The organism is Roseateles sp. P5_E8, from assembly GCF_054177665.1.
On the sequence record NZ_JBGCUM010000024.1, the window covers coordinates 25,259 to 43,947 of the forward strand.

The window sequence follows — 18,689 nt, forward strand, 5'->3', positions numbered from 1 at the left end:
GACCTCGCCATGCTGCCTCCCTCCGTCGTCTCCATCGCTCCGCTGGGCTTCCCCTGGGAGACGCTCGACCCCTTCCTTTTCTGCGTCCACCACGACGACGCCTACCCGCACGGCAACGGCCGCTACGGGCCGGACGCGTCGCTGTTGGCGGGCCGCCAGATCGGCTCGGACTTCTCGCGCAAGGACGGCTGGAGCATGTACCACGGCCAGCAGGTGCCCGGCTTCCCGGCCCACCCGCACCGCGGCTTCGAGACGGTCACCATCGTGCGCCAGGGCCGCATCGACCACGCGGACTCGCTCGGCGCCGGCGCCCGCTTCGGCGGCGGCGACGTGCAGTGGCTCACCGCCGGCAAGGGCATCGTCCACGCGGAGATGTTCCCGCTGCTGCACACCGACGCAGCCAACCCGCTGGAGCTGTTCCAGATCTGGCTCAACCTGCCGGCCGACAGCAAGATGGTGGAGCCGCACTTCACGATGTTCTGGTCGCAGGACATCCCGCAGCACCGCTTCGTCGACGGCGAGGGGCGCGCCACGGAGGTCGTCTGCATTGCCGGCGCCCTGCCCCTGTCCGACTCAGGCGGCGGTGTGGCCCAGCCGCTGGCGCCGCCGCCGGACTCGTGGGCCTCGCGGCTGCATTCGGACGTCGCCATCTGGACGCTGCGCCTGGAACCCGGCGCGCACTGGGTGCTGCCGCCAGCCACCGGCGACGGCACGCGCCGCAAGCTCTACTTCTTCGCCGGCACGCGCCTCAGCGTGGACGGCCAGGCGGTGGACGTGAAGTCCGCCATCGAGCTTCGGGCGGGCGCCGCCGTCACCCTGGTCAACGGCGCAGAGCCCGCCGAGCTGCTGATGCTGCAAGGCCGCCCCATCGGCGAGCCGGTGGCCCAGTACGGACCCTTCGTCATGAACACCGAGCAGGAGCTGCGCCAGGCCTTCGAGGACTACCGGCGCACCGAGTTCGGCGGCTGGCCCTGGCCCGACTCCGCGCCCGTCCACGGTGACGATGGCGCGCGCTTCGCCCGGCATGCCGACGGCCGCGTGGAACGGCACGCAGCGCAGGAGCCGACGCTGTAGAGTCCGCCCGCCTTCTCAGCTCTTGAAAGCGCTGCCGCGCATCTGCGGCGGAGCGCCTCTCGCCATGAAATCAATGCACGCTTCCCTGTTGGCCACCGCTGTGGCAATGGCGCTCAGCACCGCAGCGGCGCCGCTGCTCGCCGCGGACGCCCAACCCTGGATGGACAAGGCCAGGACCTCCACCCAGCGCACCGAGCTGCTGCTCAAGGCCATGACGCTGGAAGAGAAGCTGCTGCTGCTGTTCGGCTATGCGTCGGGCGACCAGCTCGCGCAGGTGGACAGCACCATCATCCCCGGCGTCAACGCCAAGGAAGTCGCCGCCAAGGTCATCCCGGGCTCGGCCGGCTACATCCCCGGCATCCCCCGCCTGGGCATCCCGGCCCAGTACCAGGCCGACGCCTCCATCGGCGTGCGCAACCCTTACCTGGAACGCACCTCCCTGCCCTCGTCGCTGGCCACGGCCGCCAGTTGGGACCCGCGCGTCACCGAGGCCGGTGGCAAGATGATCGGCCTGGAGGCGCGGCTGTCGGGCTTCAACGTCATGCTGGCGGGTGGCGTCAACCTGGCGCGCGAGCCGCTGAACGGCCGCAACTTCGAATACACCGGCGAGGACTCCCTGCTCGCCGCCGAAATGGGCGCCGGGCTGATCCGCGGCGTGCAGGCCAACCACATCATCTCGACGGTCAAGCACTACCTGATCAACGCGCAGGAGACCGGCCGCAACATCGTCAGCGCGCAGATCTCCGAGCCCGCGATGCGCATGAGCGACGCGTTAGCTTTTGAGCTTGCCATCGAGAAGTCCAGCCCCGGCTCGGTGATGTGCTCGTACAACCGCATCAACGACGTCTACGCCTGCCAGAACTCCTTCTGGCAGAACAAGGTGCTCAAGGGCGACTGGGCCTACAAGGGCTATGTCATGTCCGACTGGGGCGCCGTGCACTCGACGGTGCAGGACGCCAACGGCGGGCTGGACCAGCAGTCCGGCTTTCCCTTCGACAAGGTGCCCTACTTCGCCAAGCCACTGCGGGACGCCGTCGACGACGGCTCCGTGCCGCTGGCCCGCATCGACGACATGGCCCGCCGCATCCTGTGGGCGATGTTCGACAAGGGCGTGGTCGACCACCCGCTCAAGACCGGGCCCATCGCCGACGCCATCGATTACGCGGCCCATGCGCAGATCTCGCAGGCGGCCGCCGAGCAGTCGCTGGTGCTGCTGAAGAACGAAGCTGGCGTGCTGCCGCTTGCCCCGAGCGCAGCGCCCAAGCGCGTGGCCATCATCGGCAGCTACGCCGACAAGGCCGTGATTGCGGGCGGCGGCTCCGCCGTCGTCACGCCCATCGGCGGCAACGCCGTGCCGGGCCTCGGCCCTGGCGGCTGGCTGACGCAGGTGTGGCAACCGTCGTCGCCGATGAAGGCCTTGCAGAAGCAGTTGCCCGCAACGCAGTTCGCCTTCGATGCAGGCACCAACGTCGACGCCGCAGCCAAGGCCGCCGCCGCAGCAGATGTCGCCATCGTCTTCGTCCACCAGTGGACGGCCGAGTCGCTGGATGCGCCGTCGCTGAGCCTGGACGGCAACCAGGACGCCATCGTCAGCGCGGTGGCCAAGGCCAACCCGAACACGGTCGTTGTCGTCGAGAGCGGCGGCGCCGTCCTGATGCCCTGGCAAAAGGACGTGAAGGGCATCCTGGCCGCCTTCTACCCGGGCGCGGCCGGCGGTGAGGCCATCGCCCGCATCCTGACCGGCGAGGTCAACCCCTCCGGCCACCTGCCCCTCACCTTCCCCGCCAGCACGGCGCAACTGGTGCGCCCACAGATCGGCGGCAAGTCCGACGGCCCGCTGTTCACCGTCCGCTATACCGAGGGCGCGGCAGTGGGCTACAAGTGGTTCGACCTGCACGGCCACAAGCCGCTGTACGCCTTCGGCCACGGGCTGTCGTACACCAGCTTCGAGCTGGGCGGCCTCAAGGCAGACCAGAAGGCCAACGCGCCCGTGACGGTCAAGTTCGCCATCAAGAACACCGGCAACCGCGAGGGCGCCTCGGTGGGCCAGGTCTACGTGCGTGCGCCGCAAAACGCCCGCTGGGAAGCGCCTCGCCGCCTGGTCGGCTTCGGCAAGCTGGCGCTGAAGCCGGGCCAGACCGGCACGAGCGCGGTCACCGTCGACCCTCGGCTGCTGGCCACCTTCGACGAGTCGACCGGCGAATGGGTCATCGCGCCCGGCACGTATGAAGTGGAGCTTGGTGCGGGCTCGGACGACATCCGCGCCACCGCCAAGCTGTCGCTGGCAGGCCGCAGGTTCACGTCCGCGCAACTGCGGCGCTGAGCCATTCGGTCAGGCCTCGGGCGCGTGGCAAACCGCCTCGATGTTGTGCCCGTCCGGCCCGATGACAAACGCGGCGTAGTAGTTCGCGTGGTACTTCGGGCGCAGGCCCGGCGGGCCGTTGTCTTGGCCACCTGCCGCCAGCGCTTCGCGGTAGAACGCGTCGACCTGCTCGCGCGTCTCGGCCGCGAACGCGATGTGCAGGTGCGCGGGCCTTTCCTTGGTCTCGAACAAGCACAGCGTGGCCACCTGGCCATCGACGTAGAGCTCAATGCCGTACGACGGCTCCCCTTCGCCGCCTTTCAAGACGCCTAGCGGCGCCAGCGCCTGAAGGAAGAAGGCCTTGCTCGCGGCGTAGTCGCTGACGCCGAATTTGACGTGGTCGAACATGAATGCTCCTAAGGTTCTTCGGCCTCCAGTTGCGGGTATGGGTTAGGGTTAACTGCGTTACCCCAACCTACCGGGCTGCCTGCCGACTGGCATCATCCAAGCCTCACAGGGTCAGATTGCCCGACGAGAACTTGCAAGGTCTCGCCCGTCAATCTTTTGAGATTTCACCAACATGTCATTTCGCAAGTTAGCTGCCGCAATATGCCTCTGGCCTCTTACGGCATATGCCGGATTGGATGTGACAGCCTACGAAAAACTAACGATTGTTCCCTCACCGAAATTCGACAAAGACGGTGAACCCGTTGGGGAAAATCAAGTCAAATTGGCACCCGTAGAATTCGTCGAACGGTTTGCAGGCCTAACACCAGGAAAGGTGTACCGATACCAGTCGCTGTTCGATTTCAGAGCGGGTTCCTATTCAGGTTACAACCATTGGCGGAATGAATTGGCAAAGCTTGCCGGCTACAAGCAGACGCCATACAAGTCGTTCAATGGCAAGATCGAACTCCGGTATGACGCTACCGTCTGGAGTATCAAGAAAGGCCCTTTCTGGGAGCTGATTGACTTCTCAGATGCCGAAGGTGTCATTGGTCCGGCCGTGTGCAAGCGCGTTTACGCAGATTTCCTTCAATATCGGGCCACGGCCGCCAAACACCCGGACGAATACTTTCGTTCCTCCTATGAGGACTGGATGAAAGCGTTCGCCATGTGTGCCAAGGATGGCGCGATAGTCTTTCACTAGACCCCGTACAGCGCGGAACTTCATCCAGCAGATTAGGGGTGAGCATGGCGAACCCCAACGCAAGCGACGGCTTGTTGGATCAACGACATGGCGAGCGGCTAGATGCGTTGGGGTTCACTGCGTTTATCCCAACCTGCCGGGCTGACCCGTCACTGACGCCGCAATTCTTCGATGTCCGGCTTGAGATCGGATGGAACGCCTTTGAGCTTTCCAGGTTCATTCGTGCAATCGATCCGCTGAACCTTTTCATCACGCGCAACAGATTCCTTCATCATCGCCACGACCTGCTTTTGCTCGCCGTCAATGACAGCGAAGGCGCGTTGCGCTTCCGCTTGGCCGACCTCGAGCTGTAAACGCGATCTGAACTTCGGAATCAGCTCGTCAACTGCAATCCAGAACTGCGCATCTTCCTTTCGAAGAGAGGGATGATCTGCTCGGTCGCAGGATTGGTTCGCGCACATTTGCGCAAGTACATGTCGTACACGAGTTCTGAATACTGCTGCATGCTCTTCAACCGGACAAGGCCGCGCAGCCGCTCAGCTGAACTTTGCTCGGCGGCAAACACTGGCTGAGCTGCGGTCGACATGACAGCCGTCAGGGAGAGAGCGATCAACCGCCATGACGACGGGCGCCACAGTCGAGTAGCCGCCTTGGGGTACGGTCCAACCACTTGCTTTGCCAAGATCCTTCTCCCCGCTCCGCTCACCATTAAAAGTTCATTTTGACGGGTAACGATCGTCAGCGCAGACGCCCATCCAACCAATTCAACACCCTTAAATCCTGAAAGTAATTCGTGTGATGCGTCTCCGCACTCACACCCAGATCCTCCCAGTGCGGCGCCGCCAGCGTCAGGTCGCCCAGGCGGTTCATCGACGCGCTGTCCACGACCAGGTCGTTGGGCTGGTCGAAGATCAGATCGGCGCCGTAGTACATCGCCTGGCCTTTCAGGTTGGTCACGCGCTTCCACAGCTTCCACAGCGGCTGGTTGACCTCGGCCGGCATGAAGCTGCCACCGATGGCACGCACTTCGGTCCCACTTGGCAGCGGGTAGAGCTGCGCCAGCTCCAGGTTGTTGTTGACGCGGCCCTGGGACAGCAACCCCGGCACCAGGCCCACCGCCGCGTCGGCCAGCGGGGTGCGGGCGCCCAGCTCCAGCACCTTGCCCAACACGCAGGCCAAGCCGCCCACGCCCAGGGCCAGCACCTGCAGGCCCGGCGGCGCGACCTTGCCGGCCTTGAATGACACCTCCGACACCGCATCGGCAAAGCTGGCCAGCGTGTCCAGCGCCTGGCGCAGCTTGTCGGGCGCGGCCAGCGACGTGCCGGCCAGCGGTGAGCCGACGAACAAGGCCTGGCGGGCGCGCAGCTCGGGCGCCATGCGCAGCAGCCAGGAGATGACGAGGCCGCCACGGCTGTGGCCGACGAAGTCGAACTCGGCCGGGCAGGGCGCCAAGGCGTCGCGCAAGGCCAGCGCGTTCAGCCAGGGCGCGACGCTCAGCGTTGGGTGGTCGAAGGCCAGCACGGCGTTGTAAGTGCCGCTGGCGTCGGCCAGGCGCTGCAGCAGCGTCTCGCCGTCCACCGTGGCGGTGAACTCCTTGGCGTACATCGCGCTGGCGCTGAAGGTGCCATGCACGAGCACAAGCACGCGGCCTTTCAGCGCGGCCGGCTCAGCCGAAGCGAGCGGCGCCCAGGCCTGACCGTTCCAGCGGCGCAGGCCGTCGGCGGGCGACGTGATGGCGGCCAGCACGGGGTTAAGCCGGCGGTCCAGGTTGCGCAGCGCGTCGGTCAGTTGGTTGGCGCCCAGCTCTGGGAAGGCGATGCGCTGGACCGTCTCGCGCGACTCCGGCGCGAATGCACGCCAGCTGCGCCGCCCTTGCGTGCCGAGCTGGCGCACGGGCGGCTCGTAGACCCAGCGCAGCAGGCCGTCCTCGCCGTCGCCCTTCAGCAGCCGTACTGCGGCGCGGCCGTCGGCGGCACTCGCATCGAAGCCCCGGCGGCGGCGTTGCTGGATGGGCGCGCGGCCCGCCTCGCCGCTGGGCGCGGGCACGTCGAGCTGGTCGCCCACCTCGGCCCACAGCGTCTGGCTGGCGGCGGTCATTCCGAATCCCTCAACAGCGGCAACGGCGTGATCTGCCTTTGCCGGGCCGTGATGATGTCCAGCATCGAGTCGTAGTCCGCCCGGTCACTCAACGCCTGAACCCCCGCCTCGATGGCCTCGACAAAGCCGCAGTGCTCGGTCAGCCGCACCGTCTCGATGGGCACCAGCTTGCGGTCCAGGATGAGGCCGCGCACCTCGTCCCAGCTGGCGCGGCCGGCGTGCCAGGGCACGGCCTGCGCGTTGGCGGCCGAGCTGCCGCTGGCGTCGGCCTGCACGGCGCCGCTGTAGTTGCCGGTCATCTGCATGTACTCCTCGCGGAAGCTCGGGTGGCGCCACCAGCCCGGTAGAGCGTGGCCTTCGAGCAGGAAGACGACCGGGTAGATGTCCACCAGCTCCAGGCAGGCCGCGAACAGCAGGGCCAGGTCGATGCAGGTGCCGGCGCGGTCGGCCAGCACGGTGCTCGGCATGCGCAGCCGCTGCGAGTCCAGCTGCTTGCTGTAGCTGGGCGGCGGGTTGATGTAGCCCAATTGCCAGTCGTGCAGCAGCGTTGCCCAGATGGCCTCGACCTGGCGGTCCACGCCGCGCAGCAGCTCCTCGTCGATGCGGCCGTTGGCCGGCACGGCGCTGTCGGGCACGCATTGGTAGCCCTCGAAGCCGGCCGTCGGGTCGTCGCGCAGCACGCGGTTGTAGCGCTGCGACTGCGACACCGCGGCAATGATGGCCGGGTCGCGCGGCAGCACGAAAGAGGGCAGCCACTGGCCGTCGCGGCGGTTGTCGCGCCACTGGTCCACCGGCAGCAGGCGCAGGCGGTGGCTGTCGTGATACAGCACCTTGTCGCCCTGGCGCACGCGCACTTGCAGACTGGTGTTGATGGCCTCGTGCACGCCGCGCGCCACGTCGGCCGTCAGCGGCACATGGATGTCCTTCGTGAGGTTCTCGCGCTCGTGCTGCATGACGACGCGCCGCTCATAGCGCGCCTCCTCGGCACCCATGTGCACGGCCACTTCCACGTCCAGCGGCTCGGCCTTGTCGGGCGCGTCGCAGCTGAGCACGAAGCGGCGAAACAGCGGCTGAGCGTTGTGCAGCACGGCGTAGTTGAGCTCTGGGAAGGGCTCGATGGCGCAGCGCACCTCGGCCGATGCGGGCTTGCGCTCCTTGTCGCCCAGCGCGAGGCTGTTGGCCGCGTGCGCCGCGCGCGTGGCGGGGTCGACGAAGACCGGCCCGTCCAGCCACAGCGTCACGCCGGTCGCGTCGACGGACTCGGGCAACGCCCTCACCTCTTCCCACACGTTGGCGAACGCCACCGGCAGGTCGAAGCCGGTGGCGAACAGCTGGCGCAGCAGCTGCGTGATGGCGTACTCGGCCAGCGAGTCCTCGAACGCGTCCTGAAAGCCCAGCGCGGCGCGCGAGGCGCCCTCGGCGATCAGCATGGGCGCCAGGCGGGCGGCGCTGTTCCAGATGTTGAGCGTCGTCAGGTAGGGCGGCGTCTTGCCCACTGCGTCGGCAACGGCCGTGGCCAGCGCCTGGGCGTGCACGAGGCGCGGATAGCCCTTGCCGCCGCGCAGCAAAAGGCCGTCCAGCACACGGCGCGAATCGGCCAGCAGGTCGTCGATGATCTGCACGCGGCTGGGCGCGTCGGCGGCGTCCGAGTCGGGCGCCTCCACCAGCGCCGTCTTGGCCGCCAGCGAGCCCAGCTCGCGCAGGCCCTGGTGGCTGTCCATGCCCGCAAAGTGCAGCAGATGCGGCGGCCGCGCGGCCAGCTCGGCGGTCAGCTCCTCCAGGCTGGGGTAGTTCAGCACCCGCGGCGCCGGCACGTCGGGCGGCAGCGCAGCAGCCAGGTTCTTCAGCTCGGCGTCGACCGTCCAGCGCTCGCACAGCTCGGTCGGCAGCGCGTTGACGACCAGCACGCGGAAGTCCTTCCACGCCGGGAAGACGACCGCCGCGCGCGGCACCGGTTGCCACTCACCCGCCACCTCGTGCTGCACCTGCAGCTCGCGGATAACGGTCAACGGCTTGGGACCGTCGGCAGCGGCGCGGCGCTGCTCGCGCGTGGCAGCGGCCAGCACGTATTCCCACGGGAAGATGCGGCCCTCCCAGCAGATCGCCTCGTGCGTGTAAGGCACCCGCACGACCAGCATCTGCGCCTCGCCCAGCGCCTGCAATTCGTCCGGGCCCAGGCCCAGGATGCGTAAGGTCTCGGCGGCGTCCGCCTGGTGCTGGTCGCGCACCTTGGCATCGCGCAGCCAGCGCTGGCGGGACCGCAGCAGATAGGTCCAGCGCAGCGCCTGCTGGGCCATGCTCTGGCGCGAGCGGGTGTCCACGCTGGCGAGGGCCAGGCCCAGCGCGTCGCCGGGGCGGGCGATGTGCACCGCCTCCAGCAGCCGCTCATGTTCGGGCGGCGGCTGGGGGTTGTTACGCGCTTTGCCGGATGTGCTCACGAGCGGGCCTCTTCATCAAGACGGCCCGCAGTATCGCGACGCTGCGCTGGCGCGCAACGCCACGTTTGCGCTTAGACGAGACCCAACGACTCTTCGAGGCCGAGGTGCACGTTCATGCTCTGCACCGCCGCGCCGCTGGCGCCCTTGCCGAGGTTGTCCAGGCGCGCCATCAGCAGCACCTGCTTGTCGCTCGCGAACACGAAGATGTCGACGCGGTTCGTGTCGTTGCAGGCCTGCACGTCAAAGGCACCGGCTTCCCCCTCGCGCAGTGGCTTGACGCTGATGAAGCGCTCGCCCGCGTAGTGCGCGGCCAGCGCGGCCTGGATCTGTTCAGGCGTCGTGCCCGCCTTGAGCTGGCTCAGGTGCAGCGGCACGCTGACGGCCAGGCCCTTGTAGAAGCTGCTGACGATGGGCATGAAGACCGGCGGATTCGCGAGGCCGGTGTGCGCCGCCATCTCGGGCAGATGCTTGTGCTTCAAGCCCAGCGCGTAGGGGCGCGGCGCCTGCAGATGGGCGGGCAGCGGCTGCTGCTCGTACTCGGCAATCATGGACTTGCCGCCGCCCGAGTAGCCGGTGATGGACGTGGCGCTGACCGCCGCATCGCGCGGCAGCAGGCCGGCGTCCACCAGCGGGCGCACGGCCAGGATGAAGGCGCTGGCGTGGCAGCCCGGGTTGGCGATGCGCTTGCTGGCCTGGATGGCGCCGCGCTGGCCCCGAGCCAGCTCCGGCAGGCCAAACGCCCAGCCCGGCGCCGTGCGGTGGGCGGTGCTGGCGTCGATGAGGCAGGTCCGGGTGTTGTTGACCATGAAGGCCGCCTCGCGCGAGGCGGCATCGGGCAGGCACAGGAAGGCCACGTCCGCCGCGTTCAGCAGCAGCGCGCGCTCGGCCGGGTCCTTGCGCTTGTCGGCGTCGATCTTCAACACCTCGATGTCGCTGCGGGCCGCGAGGTACTCGTGAATCCGCAAACCCGTGGTGCCTTCCTGGCCATCCACAAACACCTTGAACGTCATTGCCGCTGCTCCAACCGATGAAAATCAGCCGCACAGGATAAGGGCAAACCATGACTGCGACACGCGTACTGCTTCTCCCCGGCTGGCAAAACTCCGACCCCGACCACTGGCAAAGCCGCTGGGAGGCGCTGCACGGCGACCAGCGCGTGGAGCAGCACGACTGGGACTGGCCCCGCCGCGGCGACTGGATGGCGCGGCTGGACGAGGTGCTGCTGGAAAGCGACGCGCCGACGCTGCTGGCCGCCCACTCGCTGGGCTGCCAGCTGGTGGCGGCCTGGGCCGAGCATTCGCAGCACACGGCGCGGGTGAAGGGCGCGCTGCTCGTCGCCCCGCCCGACACCGAACGCGAGGACATGCCGCCCCAGCTCCACAACTGGCGCCCCATCCGCCGCCCGCGGCTGCCCTTTGCCAGCATTGCCGTCATCAGCAGCGACGACCCCTTCTGCGCCGCCGAACGCAGCACGCAGATGGCGGCCGACTGGGGCAGCAGCGTCGTCATCGCCGGGCCGCGCGGGCACCTGAACGCGGACTCCGGCCTGGGCGACTGGCCCGAGGGGCGAGAGCTGTTGTTCAGCCTCTGACTGACAATCGGCGGCATGGTCACCAAGAAACCCAAAGGCCTCGGCCTCGGCCTGGAAGCACTGCTCGGCCCCAAGGTCAGCGATGCGCCCGCCACCGACTTGCCCTCCGTGCTGAAGCTCGAACAGCTGCAAGCCGGCAAATACCAGCCGCGCACGCGCATGGACGAAGGCTCGCTGTACGAGCTGGCCGAGTCGATCAAGGCGCAAGGGATCATGCAGCCCATCCTGGTCAGGCCGATCAGCCCGAACGGCGGCGTGAGCTACGAAATCATTGCCGGCGAACGGCGCTTCCGTGCCGCAAAGCTTGCAGGCCTGCGCGAGGTGCCGGTGCTGGTGAAGGCGGTGCCCGACGAGTCGGCCGCCGCGATGGCGCTGATCGAGAACATCCAGCGCGAAGACCTCAACCCGCTGGAAGAGGCGCAAGGCCTGAAGCGCCTGACCGACGAGTTCGGCCTGACGCATGAGCAGGCCGCACAGGCGGTGGGCCGTTCGCGCAGTGCAGCGAGCAATCTGCTGCGGCTGTTGAACCTTTCGGCGCCGGTGCAGAACATGCTGATGGCCGGCGACCTGGACATGGGCCACGCCCGCGCGCTGCTGCCGCTGGACGGCGCCACGCAGATCACCACGGCCACCGAGATCGCGGCCAAGAAGCTCAGCGTGCGCGAGGCCGAGAAGCTGGTCGCCAAACAGCAAGGCGCCGCGCGCCAACAGCCGCTGCTGCGCGTGAAGAACGACAAGAGCCGCGACGTGCTGCGGCTGGAAGAGGAGCTGGCCGATGCGCTTGCCGCCACCGTCGAGGTGCGCGTGAAGAAGCGCAGCAAGCGCGGCCAGAGCGGCGAGCTGGCCATCCACTTCGACTCGCTGGACGCGCTGTCCGGCCTGCTCGACAAGCTGCGCGGCACCTAGCGCCACCCGTACCGCCGCCGCGCAATGCGGTGGCGTCCGACATCGGGCCATGGCGATGCATCCAACACTAGGATTGGCGCGGATGACGTTGCTGCCTGGTGGCATGTCGAGTGTTGCCAGCTCAACACTTCTTCACCCTTGTCTGGGGGGCGCCACAAGGCCCCCATGTTCGTGTGGTCTGAACGAAAAGTGCCAGGTCTTGCCTAAAACCCGGGCGTATGCTGGCTCGGCCCTGTCAACGAAAACGCGACGAGATTTGTTGGTGGACAGACAGCGGCTTATTCTTGAGATCGACGAAAGGTCGGCAGCGGCAAGCTGACGATCAACCGAGCGGAGAGTTCTGATGACGCCTTGCAGTTGAGGCGCGATCAGAACCCCCCAGCTGATCACGGGCACGGATCGTGCCTGTGACCCTGTGGAGTTCAAACCGCAGGAGGTGGGGCATGGACGTCATCAGCCATTTCGCGAAGCGCTACGAGCGCAGCAAGGTCGAGGAGCTCTCGCTGGAGGACTACCTCGCGGAGTGCAAAAGCAACCCGCTGGCTTACGCCACAGCTGCCGAGCGCATGCTGAAGGCCATCGGCGAGCCGCAGATGCTCGACACGCGCAATGACCAGCGGCTGTCGCGGTTGTTTGCCAACAAGACCATCAAGATCTACCCGGCCTTCGCCGAGTTCTACGGGCTCGAAGAAGCGATCGAGCAGGTGGTGTCCTATTTCAGACACGCTGCTCAGGGGCTGGAGGAAAAGAAACAGATCCTCTACCTGCTCGGGCCCGTCGGCGGCGGCAAGAGCTCCATCGCCGAGCGGCTCAAGCAGCTCATGGAGCATGTGCCCTTCTACGCATTGGCCGGTTCACCCGTGAACGAGAGCCCGCTGGGCCTCTTCGACATCACCGAGGACGGCCCGCTGCTGGAGCGCGACTACGGCATCCCGCGCCGCTACCTGAACCGCGTGCTGTCGCCCTGGGCGGTCAAGCGCCTGGATGAGTTCGGCGGCGACATCCGCAAGTTCAAGGTCATCAAGCGCTACCCCAGCGTGCTCAAGCAGATCGGCGTGGCCAAGACCGAGCCAGGTGACGAGAACAACCAGGACATCAGCTCGCTGGTCGGCAAGGTCGACATCCGCAAGCTGGAGACCTATGCCCAGGACGACCCCGATGCCTACAGCTACTCCGGCGGCCTGTGCCTGGCCAACCAGGGCCTGCTGGAGTTCGTGGAAATGTTCAAGGCGCCGATCAAGGTGCTGCACCCGCTGCTGACTGCCACGCAGGAGAGCAATTACAAGGGCACCGAGGGCTTCGGCGCCATCCCGTTTGACGGCATCGTGCTGGCGCACAGCAACGAGAGCGAGTGGAAGACCTTCCGCAACAACAAGAACAACGAGGCCTTTCTCGACCGCGTCTACATCGTCAAGGTGCCTTACTGCCTGCGCGTCAGCGAGGAGGTCAAGATCTACGAGAAGCTCATCCGCGGCTCCTCGCTGGCCGAGGCCAAGTGCGCCCCGGGCACGCTGAAGATGATGAGCCAGTTCGCAGTGCTCACGCGCCTGAAGGAGCCGGAGAACTCGTCGCTGTATTCCAAGATGCAGATCTACGACGGCGACAACCTCAAGGACACGGACCCGCGCGCCAAGAGCTTCCAGGAGTACCGCGACTACGCCGGTGTCGACGAAGGCATGAGCGGCATCAGCACGCGCTTCGCCTACAAGATCCTGTCCAAGGTCTTCAACTTCGACTCGGCGGAAGTGGCGGCCAACCCTGTGCACCTGATGTACGTGCTGGAGCAGCAGATCGAGCGCGAGCAGTTCCCCAAGGAGCTGGAAGAAAAGTTCGTCGGCTTCATCAAGGAGCAGCTATCGCCTCGCTACGCCGAGTTCATCGGCAAGGAAATCCAGACCGCCTACCTGGAAAGCTACAGCGAGTACGGCCAGAACATCTTCGACCGCTACGTGACCTATGCCGACTACTGGATCCAGGACCAGGAGTACCGCGACACCGACACCGGCGAGGTCTTCGACCGCGTGTCACTGAACGGCGAGCTGGAGAAGATAGAGAAGCCAGCGGGCATCTCCAATCCCAAGGACTTCCGCAACGAGATCGTCAACTTCGTGCTGCGGGCGCGCGCCAACAACGCGGGCAAGAACCCGCTGTGGACCAGCTACGAGAAGCTGCGCACGGTCATCGAGAAGAAGATGTTCTCCAACACCGAGGAGCTGCTGCCCGTCATCAGCTTCAACGCCAAGGCCAGTGCCGAGGACGCCAAGAAGCACGAGAACTTCGTGCAGCGCATGGTGGACAAGGGCTACACGGCCAAGCAGGTGAGGCTGTTGTGCGAGTGGTATCTGAGGGTGCGCAAGTCGAGTTGATCAAGCAGGGGGCTCGATGTCGCTTCAACAGATCATTGATCGCAGGCTGTCGGGCAAGAACAAGTCCATCGGCAATCGTGAGCGCTTCCTGCGCCGCCACAAGGACCAGATCCGCGAGGCGGTGAAGCGCGCGGTGGACGGGCGCGGCATCCGCGACATGGAGCGTGGCGAGGAAGTGCGGATTCCAAAGAAGGACCTCACCGAGCCCGTCTTCGGCCACGGCGATGGCGGTGTGCGCGAGGTGGTGCGGCCCGGCAATACCGAGTACGTGAAGGGTGACCGCGTCGCCAAGCCCAAAGGCGGGCAGGGCGGTGGCGGCGGAGGCGGGCAGGCCAGTGATTCCGGCGAGGGTGAGGACGACTTCGTCTTCCACCTCAGCAAGGAAGAGTTCATGCAGGTCTTCTTCGAGGACCTGGCCCTGCCCAACCTCGCCCGCACGACGTTGGCTGACACGCCCGAGTGGCGCAGCCAGCGCGCCGGCTATGTATCCGACGGCACGCCCACCAACCTTCACGTCGTGCGCTCCATGCGCGGCGCCCTGGGCCGGCGCATTGCCCTGGGCATGGACAAGCGCCGCGAGCTGCACGAGCTCGAAGCCCGCGAGCAGGAGCTGCTGAAGGAAGACCGCCCCGAGACGCCGCGCCTGCTGCTTGAGACCCGCGAGCGCATCCAGCACCTGCTCGGCCGTCTGAAGGCCATTCCCTTCCTCGACCCCATCGACCTGCGCTTCCGCTCGCGCGTGCGCATCCCGGTGCCCACCACGCGCGCCGTCATGTTCTGCCTGATGGACGTGTCCGGCTCCATGGACGAAGGCCGCAAGGACCTCGCCAAGCGCTTCTTCATCCTGCTCTACCTGTTCCTGACGCGGCACTACGAGAAGATCGACGTCGTCTTCATCCGCCACCACACGCAGGCGCAGGAGGTCGACGAGCAGAACTTCTTCCACGCAACCGAGACCGGCGGCACGGTGGTCTCCAGCGCCTTGGTGCTGATGGAGCAGATCATCAAAGAGCGCTACTCGCCGACCGAATGGAACATCTACGGCGCCCAGGCCAGCGACGGCGACAACTGGCACCACGACAGCGGCCGCTGCCGCGAGCTGCTGGCCGACAAGATCCTGCCGCTGTGCCGCTACTTCGCCTACGTGCAGGTGGCCGAGCCGGAGCAGAACCTCTGGGAGGAATACCTGAAGCTGCAAGAAGACACACGCCACTTCGCCATGCGCAAGGCCGTCGAGGCCTCGCAGATCTACCCCGTCTTCCGTGAGTTGTTCAAGAAGGAAGGGGCCTCTGCATGAGCACTAAAGAGGATCGTCGCCATCCTGAGCGCGCTGCAACGCCGCCCCGCGGCATGGTCGACCGCCGCCAGCACCTGCCGTTGCAGCGCATGAAGCCCCTGGCCGAGCGGCCCGGCCAACCCCTGCCCTCGCCGAACGACTGGAGCTTCGACCTCATCGAGGACTACCACGCCGTCATCAAGCAGACGGCGCAGCGCTTCGGCCTGGACACCTATGCCAACCAGCTCGAGGTCATCACCGCCGAGCAGATGATGGATGCCTATGCCTCGGTCGGCATGCCCGTGAACTACCGGCACTGGAGCTACGGCAAGGAGTTCATCAGCACCGAGCGCAACTACAAGCGCGGCCAGATGGGCCTGGCCTACGAGATCGTCATCAACTCCGACCCCTGCATCGCCTACCTCATGGAGGAGAACACGCTGGCCATGCAGGCCCTCGTCATCGCCCATGCCTGCTACGGCCACAACAGCTTCTTCAAGGGCAACTACCTCTTCCGCATGTGGACGGATGCCTCGTCCATCATCGACTACCTCGTCTACGCGAAGAACTACGTCGCCGAGTGCGAGGAGCGCCACGGCCTGGACGCCGTCGAGACGCTGCTGGACAGCTGCCACGCGCTGATGAACCACGGCGTGGACCGCTACCGCCGCCCCGCCAAGCTCTCACTCGCCGAAGAGCGCGCCCGCCTGAAAGACCGTGAGCAGCACGCGCAGTCGCAGATCAACGATCTCTGGCGCACCCTGCCCAAGCGGCCCGACCGCCCCGACGAAGCCGCCGAGAGCCGACGCTTCCCCGACGAGCCGCAGGAGAACCTGCTGTACTTCATCGAGAAGAACGCGCCGCTGCTGGAGCCCTGGCAGCGCGAGGTCGTGCGCATCGTCCGCAAGATCGCGCAGTACTTCTACCCGCAGCGGCAAACGCAGGTCATGAACGAGGGCTGGGCCACCTTCTGGCACCACCGCCTGCTGAACCAGATGTATGACGACGGCTACCTGTCGGACGGCATGATGATCGAGTGGCTCAAGTCCCACACCAACGTCATCTACCAGCAGCCGGGCGCCAACCTCAACCCGTATGCGCTGGGCTTCGCGATGTACACCGACATCCGGCGCATCTGCGAGAACCCGACCGACGAAGACCGCGACTGGTTCCCCGACATCGCCGGCAGCGACTGGCTGCCCACGCTGGATCACGCGATGCGCAACTTCAAGGATGAGAGCTTCATCGGCCAGTACCTGAGCCCGAAGATCATGCGCGACTTCCGCCTCTTCTCCATCCTCGACGACGAGACCAAGAGCGAGTACGAGATCTCCGCCATCCACGACGAAGGCGGCTATCGCCACGTGCGCCAGGCCCTGTCGCGCCAGTACGACCTCTCCACCCGCGAGCCCAACATCCAGGTCTGGAACGTCAACCTGCGCGGCGACCGGTCGCTCACGCTGCGCCATGTGCAGCACCTCAACCGCCCACTGCACGACAGCGCGCAGGAAGTGCTCAAGCATGTGGGCCGGCTGTGGGGCTTTGGCGTGCAGCTGGAGAGCGTCAACCAGCGCGGCGACGTGACACGGCGCTGGAACGTGCCGGCCCTGCACACCTGATGCGAGTTGCGGCGCTCGTGGCCTTGGCGGCGCTGTTCGCCGGCCCGGCCCACGCCGCCGGGCTGACCGAACGTCAGGCCTGCCTCAAGCTCATAGGCACGGCGCGGGCTCTGCATCTCGCTGGCGAGAACAAGCGCGGCGACTACCGCTGCAAGCGCCACGCGACGGACGCCGACTTCGTCTTCACGCTGCGCTTCGACGGCCCCAAGGAGCCGGCGGACGCCAGCCATCTGCTGGGCCACTACGCCGTCGACAAGGCCACGCGGGATGTCTACGAGTGGGACGTCACGACGCAGAAGCGCGGCGTGATGCTCGTGCCGCCCAAGCGCAAGCGTTAAGAGGCCAGCTTCAGGCCCACGATGCCGGCCACGATGAGCGCCAGGCTGGCCAGCCGGCCCACGCTCGCCACCTCGCCCAGCAGCACGATGCCCAGCGCCGCCGTACCCACGGCGCCAATGCCCACCCAGACGGCGTAGGCCGTGCCCACGGGCAAAGTCTTCATCGCCACGCCGAGCAGCCCGATGCTCAGCACCATGGCCCCCACCGTTCCCACCGTGGGCCAGACGCGGGTGAAGCCTTCGGTGTACTTCAGGCCGATGGCCCAGCCAACCTCCAGCAAGCCAGCAACGACGAGCAACAGCCAAGCCATGGTTTGAGTACCGGGTGATGAAGTGGCGGAATTCTGCCGGCCGGGCTTCCGGTCGCGAACCGAAGGGGCTATTCGCCGCCCGCCCCGGCAGCAAGGTCATCCAGCGGCACCGTCGGGTCGAAGTGGTACAGCAGCAGGTAGTCGTCCCAGCCGTCGTCGCCCGTGCACAGGCACATGCAAGACAACTTCAACGCGTCGCGGAATTCCGCCGATTCCAGCAGCGCCTCCTTGAGCGCTGGCCACGAAGCCAACGGGTCCACCGCGGCAAACAGGATGTTCACGAAAACGCCGTCCTCTTCGCCCTCGGAGATGTTGATGCCGCGGATGCCCGGTGTGCGCCGGCCCACGGCCTCGCTGACCTCGGCCAGACGGGCAACATCCAGCGCAGGCGCCCGACGGGGGTGGACCTGGATGCAGATCCGGCCCAGCTCAGGTCCAGTGGTGCTCATGTGCGTTCTCCATCTGCAAGGCCGGCCTCGCGCCAACGTGCCGAGCGAGCAGCAACGCCGACACCAGCAGCAAGGTCAGCCCCGTCACCGCCTCGGCCCAGATCGTCAGGTTGGCGATGAGCGTGTGCTGCGAGCACAGGCCCAACGTGTAGTGCAGCAGCCCGTCCAGGCCCAGGGCGCCATAGACGGCCAGGGTCAGCAACGCGATGGCCAGCAGGCCCAGTCGCGCAAAGGCCAACGCGGCCAGCCCGACGCCGGTGACGGCGAACCAGAACAACCAGACCTTGCCCGGCGTCAGCCAGGCCGGCATGCCGGGATAGAAGGCGATGTACTGCGCGTTGTGGCTGAAGTGGGCGAGGCTGGCGGCGAAGTAGGTACTCATCAGCAGCAGCATGCTGCGGGGCACACCCAGCCCCATGCCTTCGTCGCTGGGCGCCCGCGTTTGCATCACGGTTCCGCCTGCCCGGTGACGGCTGGCTTCGGGAAACGTTCGCTGAATACCGCAAACGCAATCCAGGGAACCGCCAACTCCGCGATGGCGATGAAGGGCGCCAACATGAAGCGCACGGCCGACTGCGGAAAGAAGACATCGAACAGGACCAGCAACAGCGGCGGGGCCAGCAACCCGAGGAAGGCCAGCGCACTCCACTTGGCCCTTTGTCCCGCTGCCACATCGGTTCTCTTCCAGATCAATGCAGCCGCGAAAAGAAACGACACCAATCCGATCAGGTCAAGCACGATGTTCAGTCCAGGAGTTGTCCATCAAGGACTG

19 protein-coding genes are annotated in these 18,689 nt (G+C 66.6%); 10 read left to right on the forward strand and 9 right to left on the reverse strand.

Annotated elements, in window-relative coordinates:
• Positions 1-9: 9 nt before the first annotated feature.
• Both ACXRVZ_RS15460 and ACXRVZ_RS15465 read left to right on the forward strand, forming a co-directional pair.
• Entirely contained in the window at positions 10-1,074 is a 1,065-nt protein-coding gene (locus ACXRVZ_RS15460) for a pirin family protein (RefSeq protein WP_457417772.1), read from the forward strand.
• Between the two features lie 64 nt (positions 1,075-1,138).
• Entirely contained in the window at positions 1,139-3,397 is a 2,259-nt protein-coding gene (locus ACXRVZ_RS15465; RefSeq protein WP_458232552.1) for a beta-glucosidase, read from the forward strand.
• A gap of 9 nt (positions 3,398-3,406) precedes the next feature.
• Here ACXRVZ_RS15465 and ACXRVZ_RS15470 read toward each other — a convergent pair whose 3' ends face one another.
• A complete protein-coding gene (locus ACXRVZ_RS15470) occupies positions 3,407-3,784 on the reverse strand; it encodes a VOC family protein (RefSeq protein WP_457417768.1) in 378 nt (125 codons plus the stop codon).
• A 172-nt stretch (positions 3,785-3,956) separates the two neighbouring features.
• Here ACXRVZ_RS15470 and ACXRVZ_RS15475 point away from each other — a divergent pair, with 172 nt between their 5' ends.
• Together ACXRVZ_RS15475 and ACXRVZ_RS15480 are read left to right on the forward strand one after the other, a co-directional pair.
• Positions 3,957-4,526 carry a hypothetical protein gene (locus ACXRVZ_RS15475; RefSeq protein ID WP_457417766.1) on the forward strand — a complete coding sequence of 190 codons (570 nt, stop codon included), beginning with the start codon at positions 3,957-3,959 and terminating at the stop codon, positions 4,524-4,526.
• Between the two features lie 44 nt (positions 4,527-4,570).
• Complete coding sequence (locus tag ACXRVZ_RS15480) at positions 4,571-4,879, forward strand: hypothetical protein (RefSeq protein ID WP_457417764.1); 309 nt, start codon at positions 4,571-4,573, stop codon at positions 4,877-4,879.
• A 20-nt stretch (positions 4,880-4,899) separates the two neighbouring features.
• Here ACXRVZ_RS15480 and ACXRVZ_RS15485 read toward each other — a convergent pair whose 3' ends face one another.
• The 4 genes from ACXRVZ_RS15485 to argC all read right to left on the reverse strand — a co-directional run bounded on the left by ACXRVZ_RS15485 (position 4,900) and on the right by argC (position 10,071).
• Entirely contained in the window at positions 4,900-5,112 is a 213-nt protein-coding gene (locus ACXRVZ_RS15485) for a hypothetical protein (RefSeq protein WP_457417762.1), read from the reverse strand.
• A gap of 152 nt (positions 5,113-5,264) precedes the next feature.
• Positions 5,265-6,623, reverse strand: a complete 1,359-nt coding sequence (locus ACXRVZ_RS15490; RefSeq protein ID WP_457417760.1) for an esterase/lipase family protein — start codon at positions 6,621-6,623, stop codon at positions 5,265-5,267.
• Positions 6,620-9,061 (reverse strand): hypothetical protein, encoded by a 2,442-nt coding sequence (locus tag ACXRVZ_RS15495; protein ID WP_457417758.1) that lies wholly within the window; start codon positions 9,059-9,061, stop codon positions 6,620-6,622. The genes ACXRVZ_RS15490 and ACXRVZ_RS15495 overlap by 4 nt, the downstream gene beginning before the upstream one ends.
• Positions 9,062-9,132: 71 nt before the next feature.
• Positions 9,133-10,071, reverse strand: a complete 939-nt coding sequence (gene argC / locus ACXRVZ_RS15500; protein WP_457417756.1) for an N-acetyl-gamma-glutamyl-phosphate reductase — start codon at positions 10,069-10,071, stop codon at positions 9,133-9,135.
• Positions 10,072-10,121: 50 nt separating this feature from the next.
• On the opposite strand from argC, the gene ACXRVZ_RS15505 reads away from it, so the two are divergent.
• The 6 genes from ACXRVZ_RS15505 (at position 10,122) to ACXRVZ_RS15530 (ending at position 17,157) form a co-directional block, all read left to right on the forward strand.
• Complete coding sequence (locus tag ACXRVZ_RS15505) at positions 10,122-10,652, forward strand: RBBP9/YdeN family alpha/beta hydrolase (RefSeq protein WP_457417754.1); 531 nt, start codon at positions 10,122-10,124, stop codon at positions 10,650-10,652.
• A gap of 15 nt (positions 10,653-10,667) precedes the next feature.
• On the forward strand, positions 10,668-11,558 hold the full coding sequence (locus tag ACXRVZ_RS15510; protein ID WP_457417752.1) for a ParB/RepB/Spo0J family partition protein: 891 nt from the start codon (positions 10,668-10,670) through the stop codon (positions 11,556-11,558).
• Between the two features lie 443 nt (positions 11,559-12,001).
• Positions 12,002-13,924, forward strand: a complete 1,923-nt coding sequence (locus tag ACXRVZ_RS15515) for a PrkA family serine protein kinase (RefSeq protein WP_457417750.1) — start codon at positions 12,002-12,004, stop codon at positions 13,922-13,924.
• Between the two features lie 16 nt (positions 13,925-13,940).
• Positions 13,941-15,221 (forward strand): YeaH/YhbH family protein, encoded by a 1,281-nt coding sequence (locus ACXRVZ_RS15520; RefSeq protein ID WP_457417748.1) that lies wholly within the window; start codon positions 13,941-13,943, stop codon positions 15,219-15,221.
• Positions 15,222-15,274: 53 nt separating this feature from the next.
• Positions 15,275-16,819, forward strand: a complete 1,545-nt coding sequence (locus ACXRVZ_RS15525) for a SpoVR family protein (RefSeq protein ID WP_457417746.1) — start codon at positions 15,275-15,277, stop codon at positions 16,817-16,819.
• Positions 16,819-17,157, forward strand: a complete 339-nt coding sequence (locus tag ACXRVZ_RS15530; RefSeq protein ID WP_457417744.1) for a hypothetical protein — start codon at positions 16,819-16,821, stop codon at positions 17,155-17,157. The genes ACXRVZ_RS15525 and ACXRVZ_RS15530 overlap by 1 nt, the downstream gene beginning before the upstream one ends.
• Here ACXRVZ_RS15530 and sugE read toward each other — a convergent pair.
• From sugE to ACXRVZ_RS15550, 4 genes are all read right to left on the reverse strand, one after another.
• Positions 17,154-17,468: a quaternary ammonium compound efflux SMR transporter SugE gene (sugE, locus tag ACXRVZ_RS15535; protein WP_457417742.1), complete on the reverse strand. Its 315-nt coding sequence runs from the start codon at positions 17,466-17,468 to the stop codon at positions 17,154-17,156. The genes ACXRVZ_RS15530 and sugE overlap by 4 nt on opposite strands.
• Before the next feature lie 68 nt (positions 17,469-17,536).
• Complete coding sequence (locus ACXRVZ_RS15540; RefSeq protein WP_457417740.1) at positions 17,537-17,917, reverse strand: hypothetical protein; 381 nt, start codon at positions 17,915-17,917, stop codon at positions 17,537-17,539.
• Positions 17,898-18,365 carry a hypothetical protein gene (locus ACXRVZ_RS15545; RefSeq protein WP_457417738.1) on the reverse strand — a complete coding sequence of 156 codons (468 nt, stop codon included), beginning with the start codon at positions 18,363-18,365 and terminating at the stop codon, positions 17,898-17,900. Before ACXRVZ_RS15545 ends, ACXRVZ_RS15540 begins: the two co-directional genes overlap by 20 nt.
• Positions 18,365-18,655: a hypothetical protein gene (locus ACXRVZ_RS15550; RefSeq protein WP_457417736.1), complete on the reverse strand. Its 291-nt coding sequence runs from the start codon at positions 18,653-18,655 to the stop codon at positions 18,365-18,367. The genes ACXRVZ_RS15545 and ACXRVZ_RS15550 overlap by 1 nt, the downstream gene beginning before the upstream one ends.
• Positions 18,656-18,689 lie beyond the last annotated feature (34 nt).

Coding starts and splice junctions, on each gene's coding strand:
- ACXRVZ_RS15475 (WP_457417766.1), top strand. CDS start 3,957: ATGTCATTTCGCAAGTTAGCTGCCGCAATATGCCTCTGGCCTCTTACG.
- ACXRVZ_RS15545 (WP_457417738.1), bottom strand. CDS start 18,365: ATGCAAACGCGGGCGCCCAGCGACGAAGGCATGGGGCTGGGTGTGCCC.
- ACXRVZ_RS15510 (WP_457417752.1), top strand. CDS start 10,668: ATGGTCACCAAGAAACCCAAAGGCCTCGGCCTCGGCCTGGAAGCACTG.
- ACXRVZ_RS15505 (WP_457417754.1), top strand. CDS start 10,122: ATGACTGCGACACGCGTACTGCTTCTCCCCGGCTGGCAAAACTCCGAC.
- sugE (WP_457417742.1), bottom strand. CDS start 17,468: ATGGCTTGGCTGTTGCTCGTCGTTGCTGGCTTGCTGGAGGTTGGCTGG.
- ACXRVZ_RS15460 (WP_457417772.1), top strand. CDS start 10: ATGCTGCCTCCCTCCGTCGTCTCCATCGCTCCGCTGGGCTTCCCCTGG.
- ACXRVZ_RS15520 (WP_457417748.1), top strand. CDS start 13,941: ATGTCGCTTCAACAGATCATTGATCGCAGGCTGTCGGGCAAGAACAAG.
- ACXRVZ_RS15470 (WP_457417768.1), bottom strand. CDS start 3,784: ATGTTCGACCACGTCAAATTCGGCGTCAGCGACTACGCCGCGAGCAAG.
- ACXRVZ_RS15465 (WP_458232552.1), top strand. CDS start 1,139: ATGAAATCAATGCACGCTTCCCTGTTGGCCACCGCTGTGGCAATGGCG.
- ACXRVZ_RS15515 (WP_457417750.1), top strand. CDS start 12,002: ATGGACGTCATCAGCCATTTCGCGAAGCGCTACGAGCGCAGCAAGGTC.
- argC (WP_457417756.1), bottom strand. CDS start 10,071: ATGACGTTCAAGGTGTTTGTGGATGGCCAGGAAGGCACCACGGGTTTG.
- ACXRVZ_RS15485 (WP_457417762.1), bottom strand. CDS start 5,112: ATGTCGACCGCAGCTCAGCCAGTGTTTGCCGCCGAGCAAAGTTCAGCT.
- ACXRVZ_RS15525 (WP_457417746.1), top strand. CDS start 15,275: ATGGTCGACCGCCGCCAGCACCTGCCGTTGCAGCGCATGAAGCCCCTG.
- ACXRVZ_RS15530 (WP_457417744.1), top strand. CDS start 16,819: ATGCGAGTTGCGGCGCTCGTGGCCTTGGCGGCGCTGTTCGCCGGCCCG.
- ACXRVZ_RS15540 (WP_457417740.1), bottom strand. CDS start 17,917: ATGAGCACCACTGGACCTGAGCTGGGCCGGATCTGCATCCAGGTCCAC.
- ACXRVZ_RS15480 (WP_457417764.1), top strand. CDS start 4,571: ATGGCGAACCCCAACGCAAGCGACGGCTTGTTGGATCAACGACATGGC.
- ACXRVZ_RS15490 (WP_457417760.1), bottom strand. CDS start 6,623: ATGACCGCCGCCAGCCAGACGCTGTGGGCCGAGGTGGGCGACCAGCTC.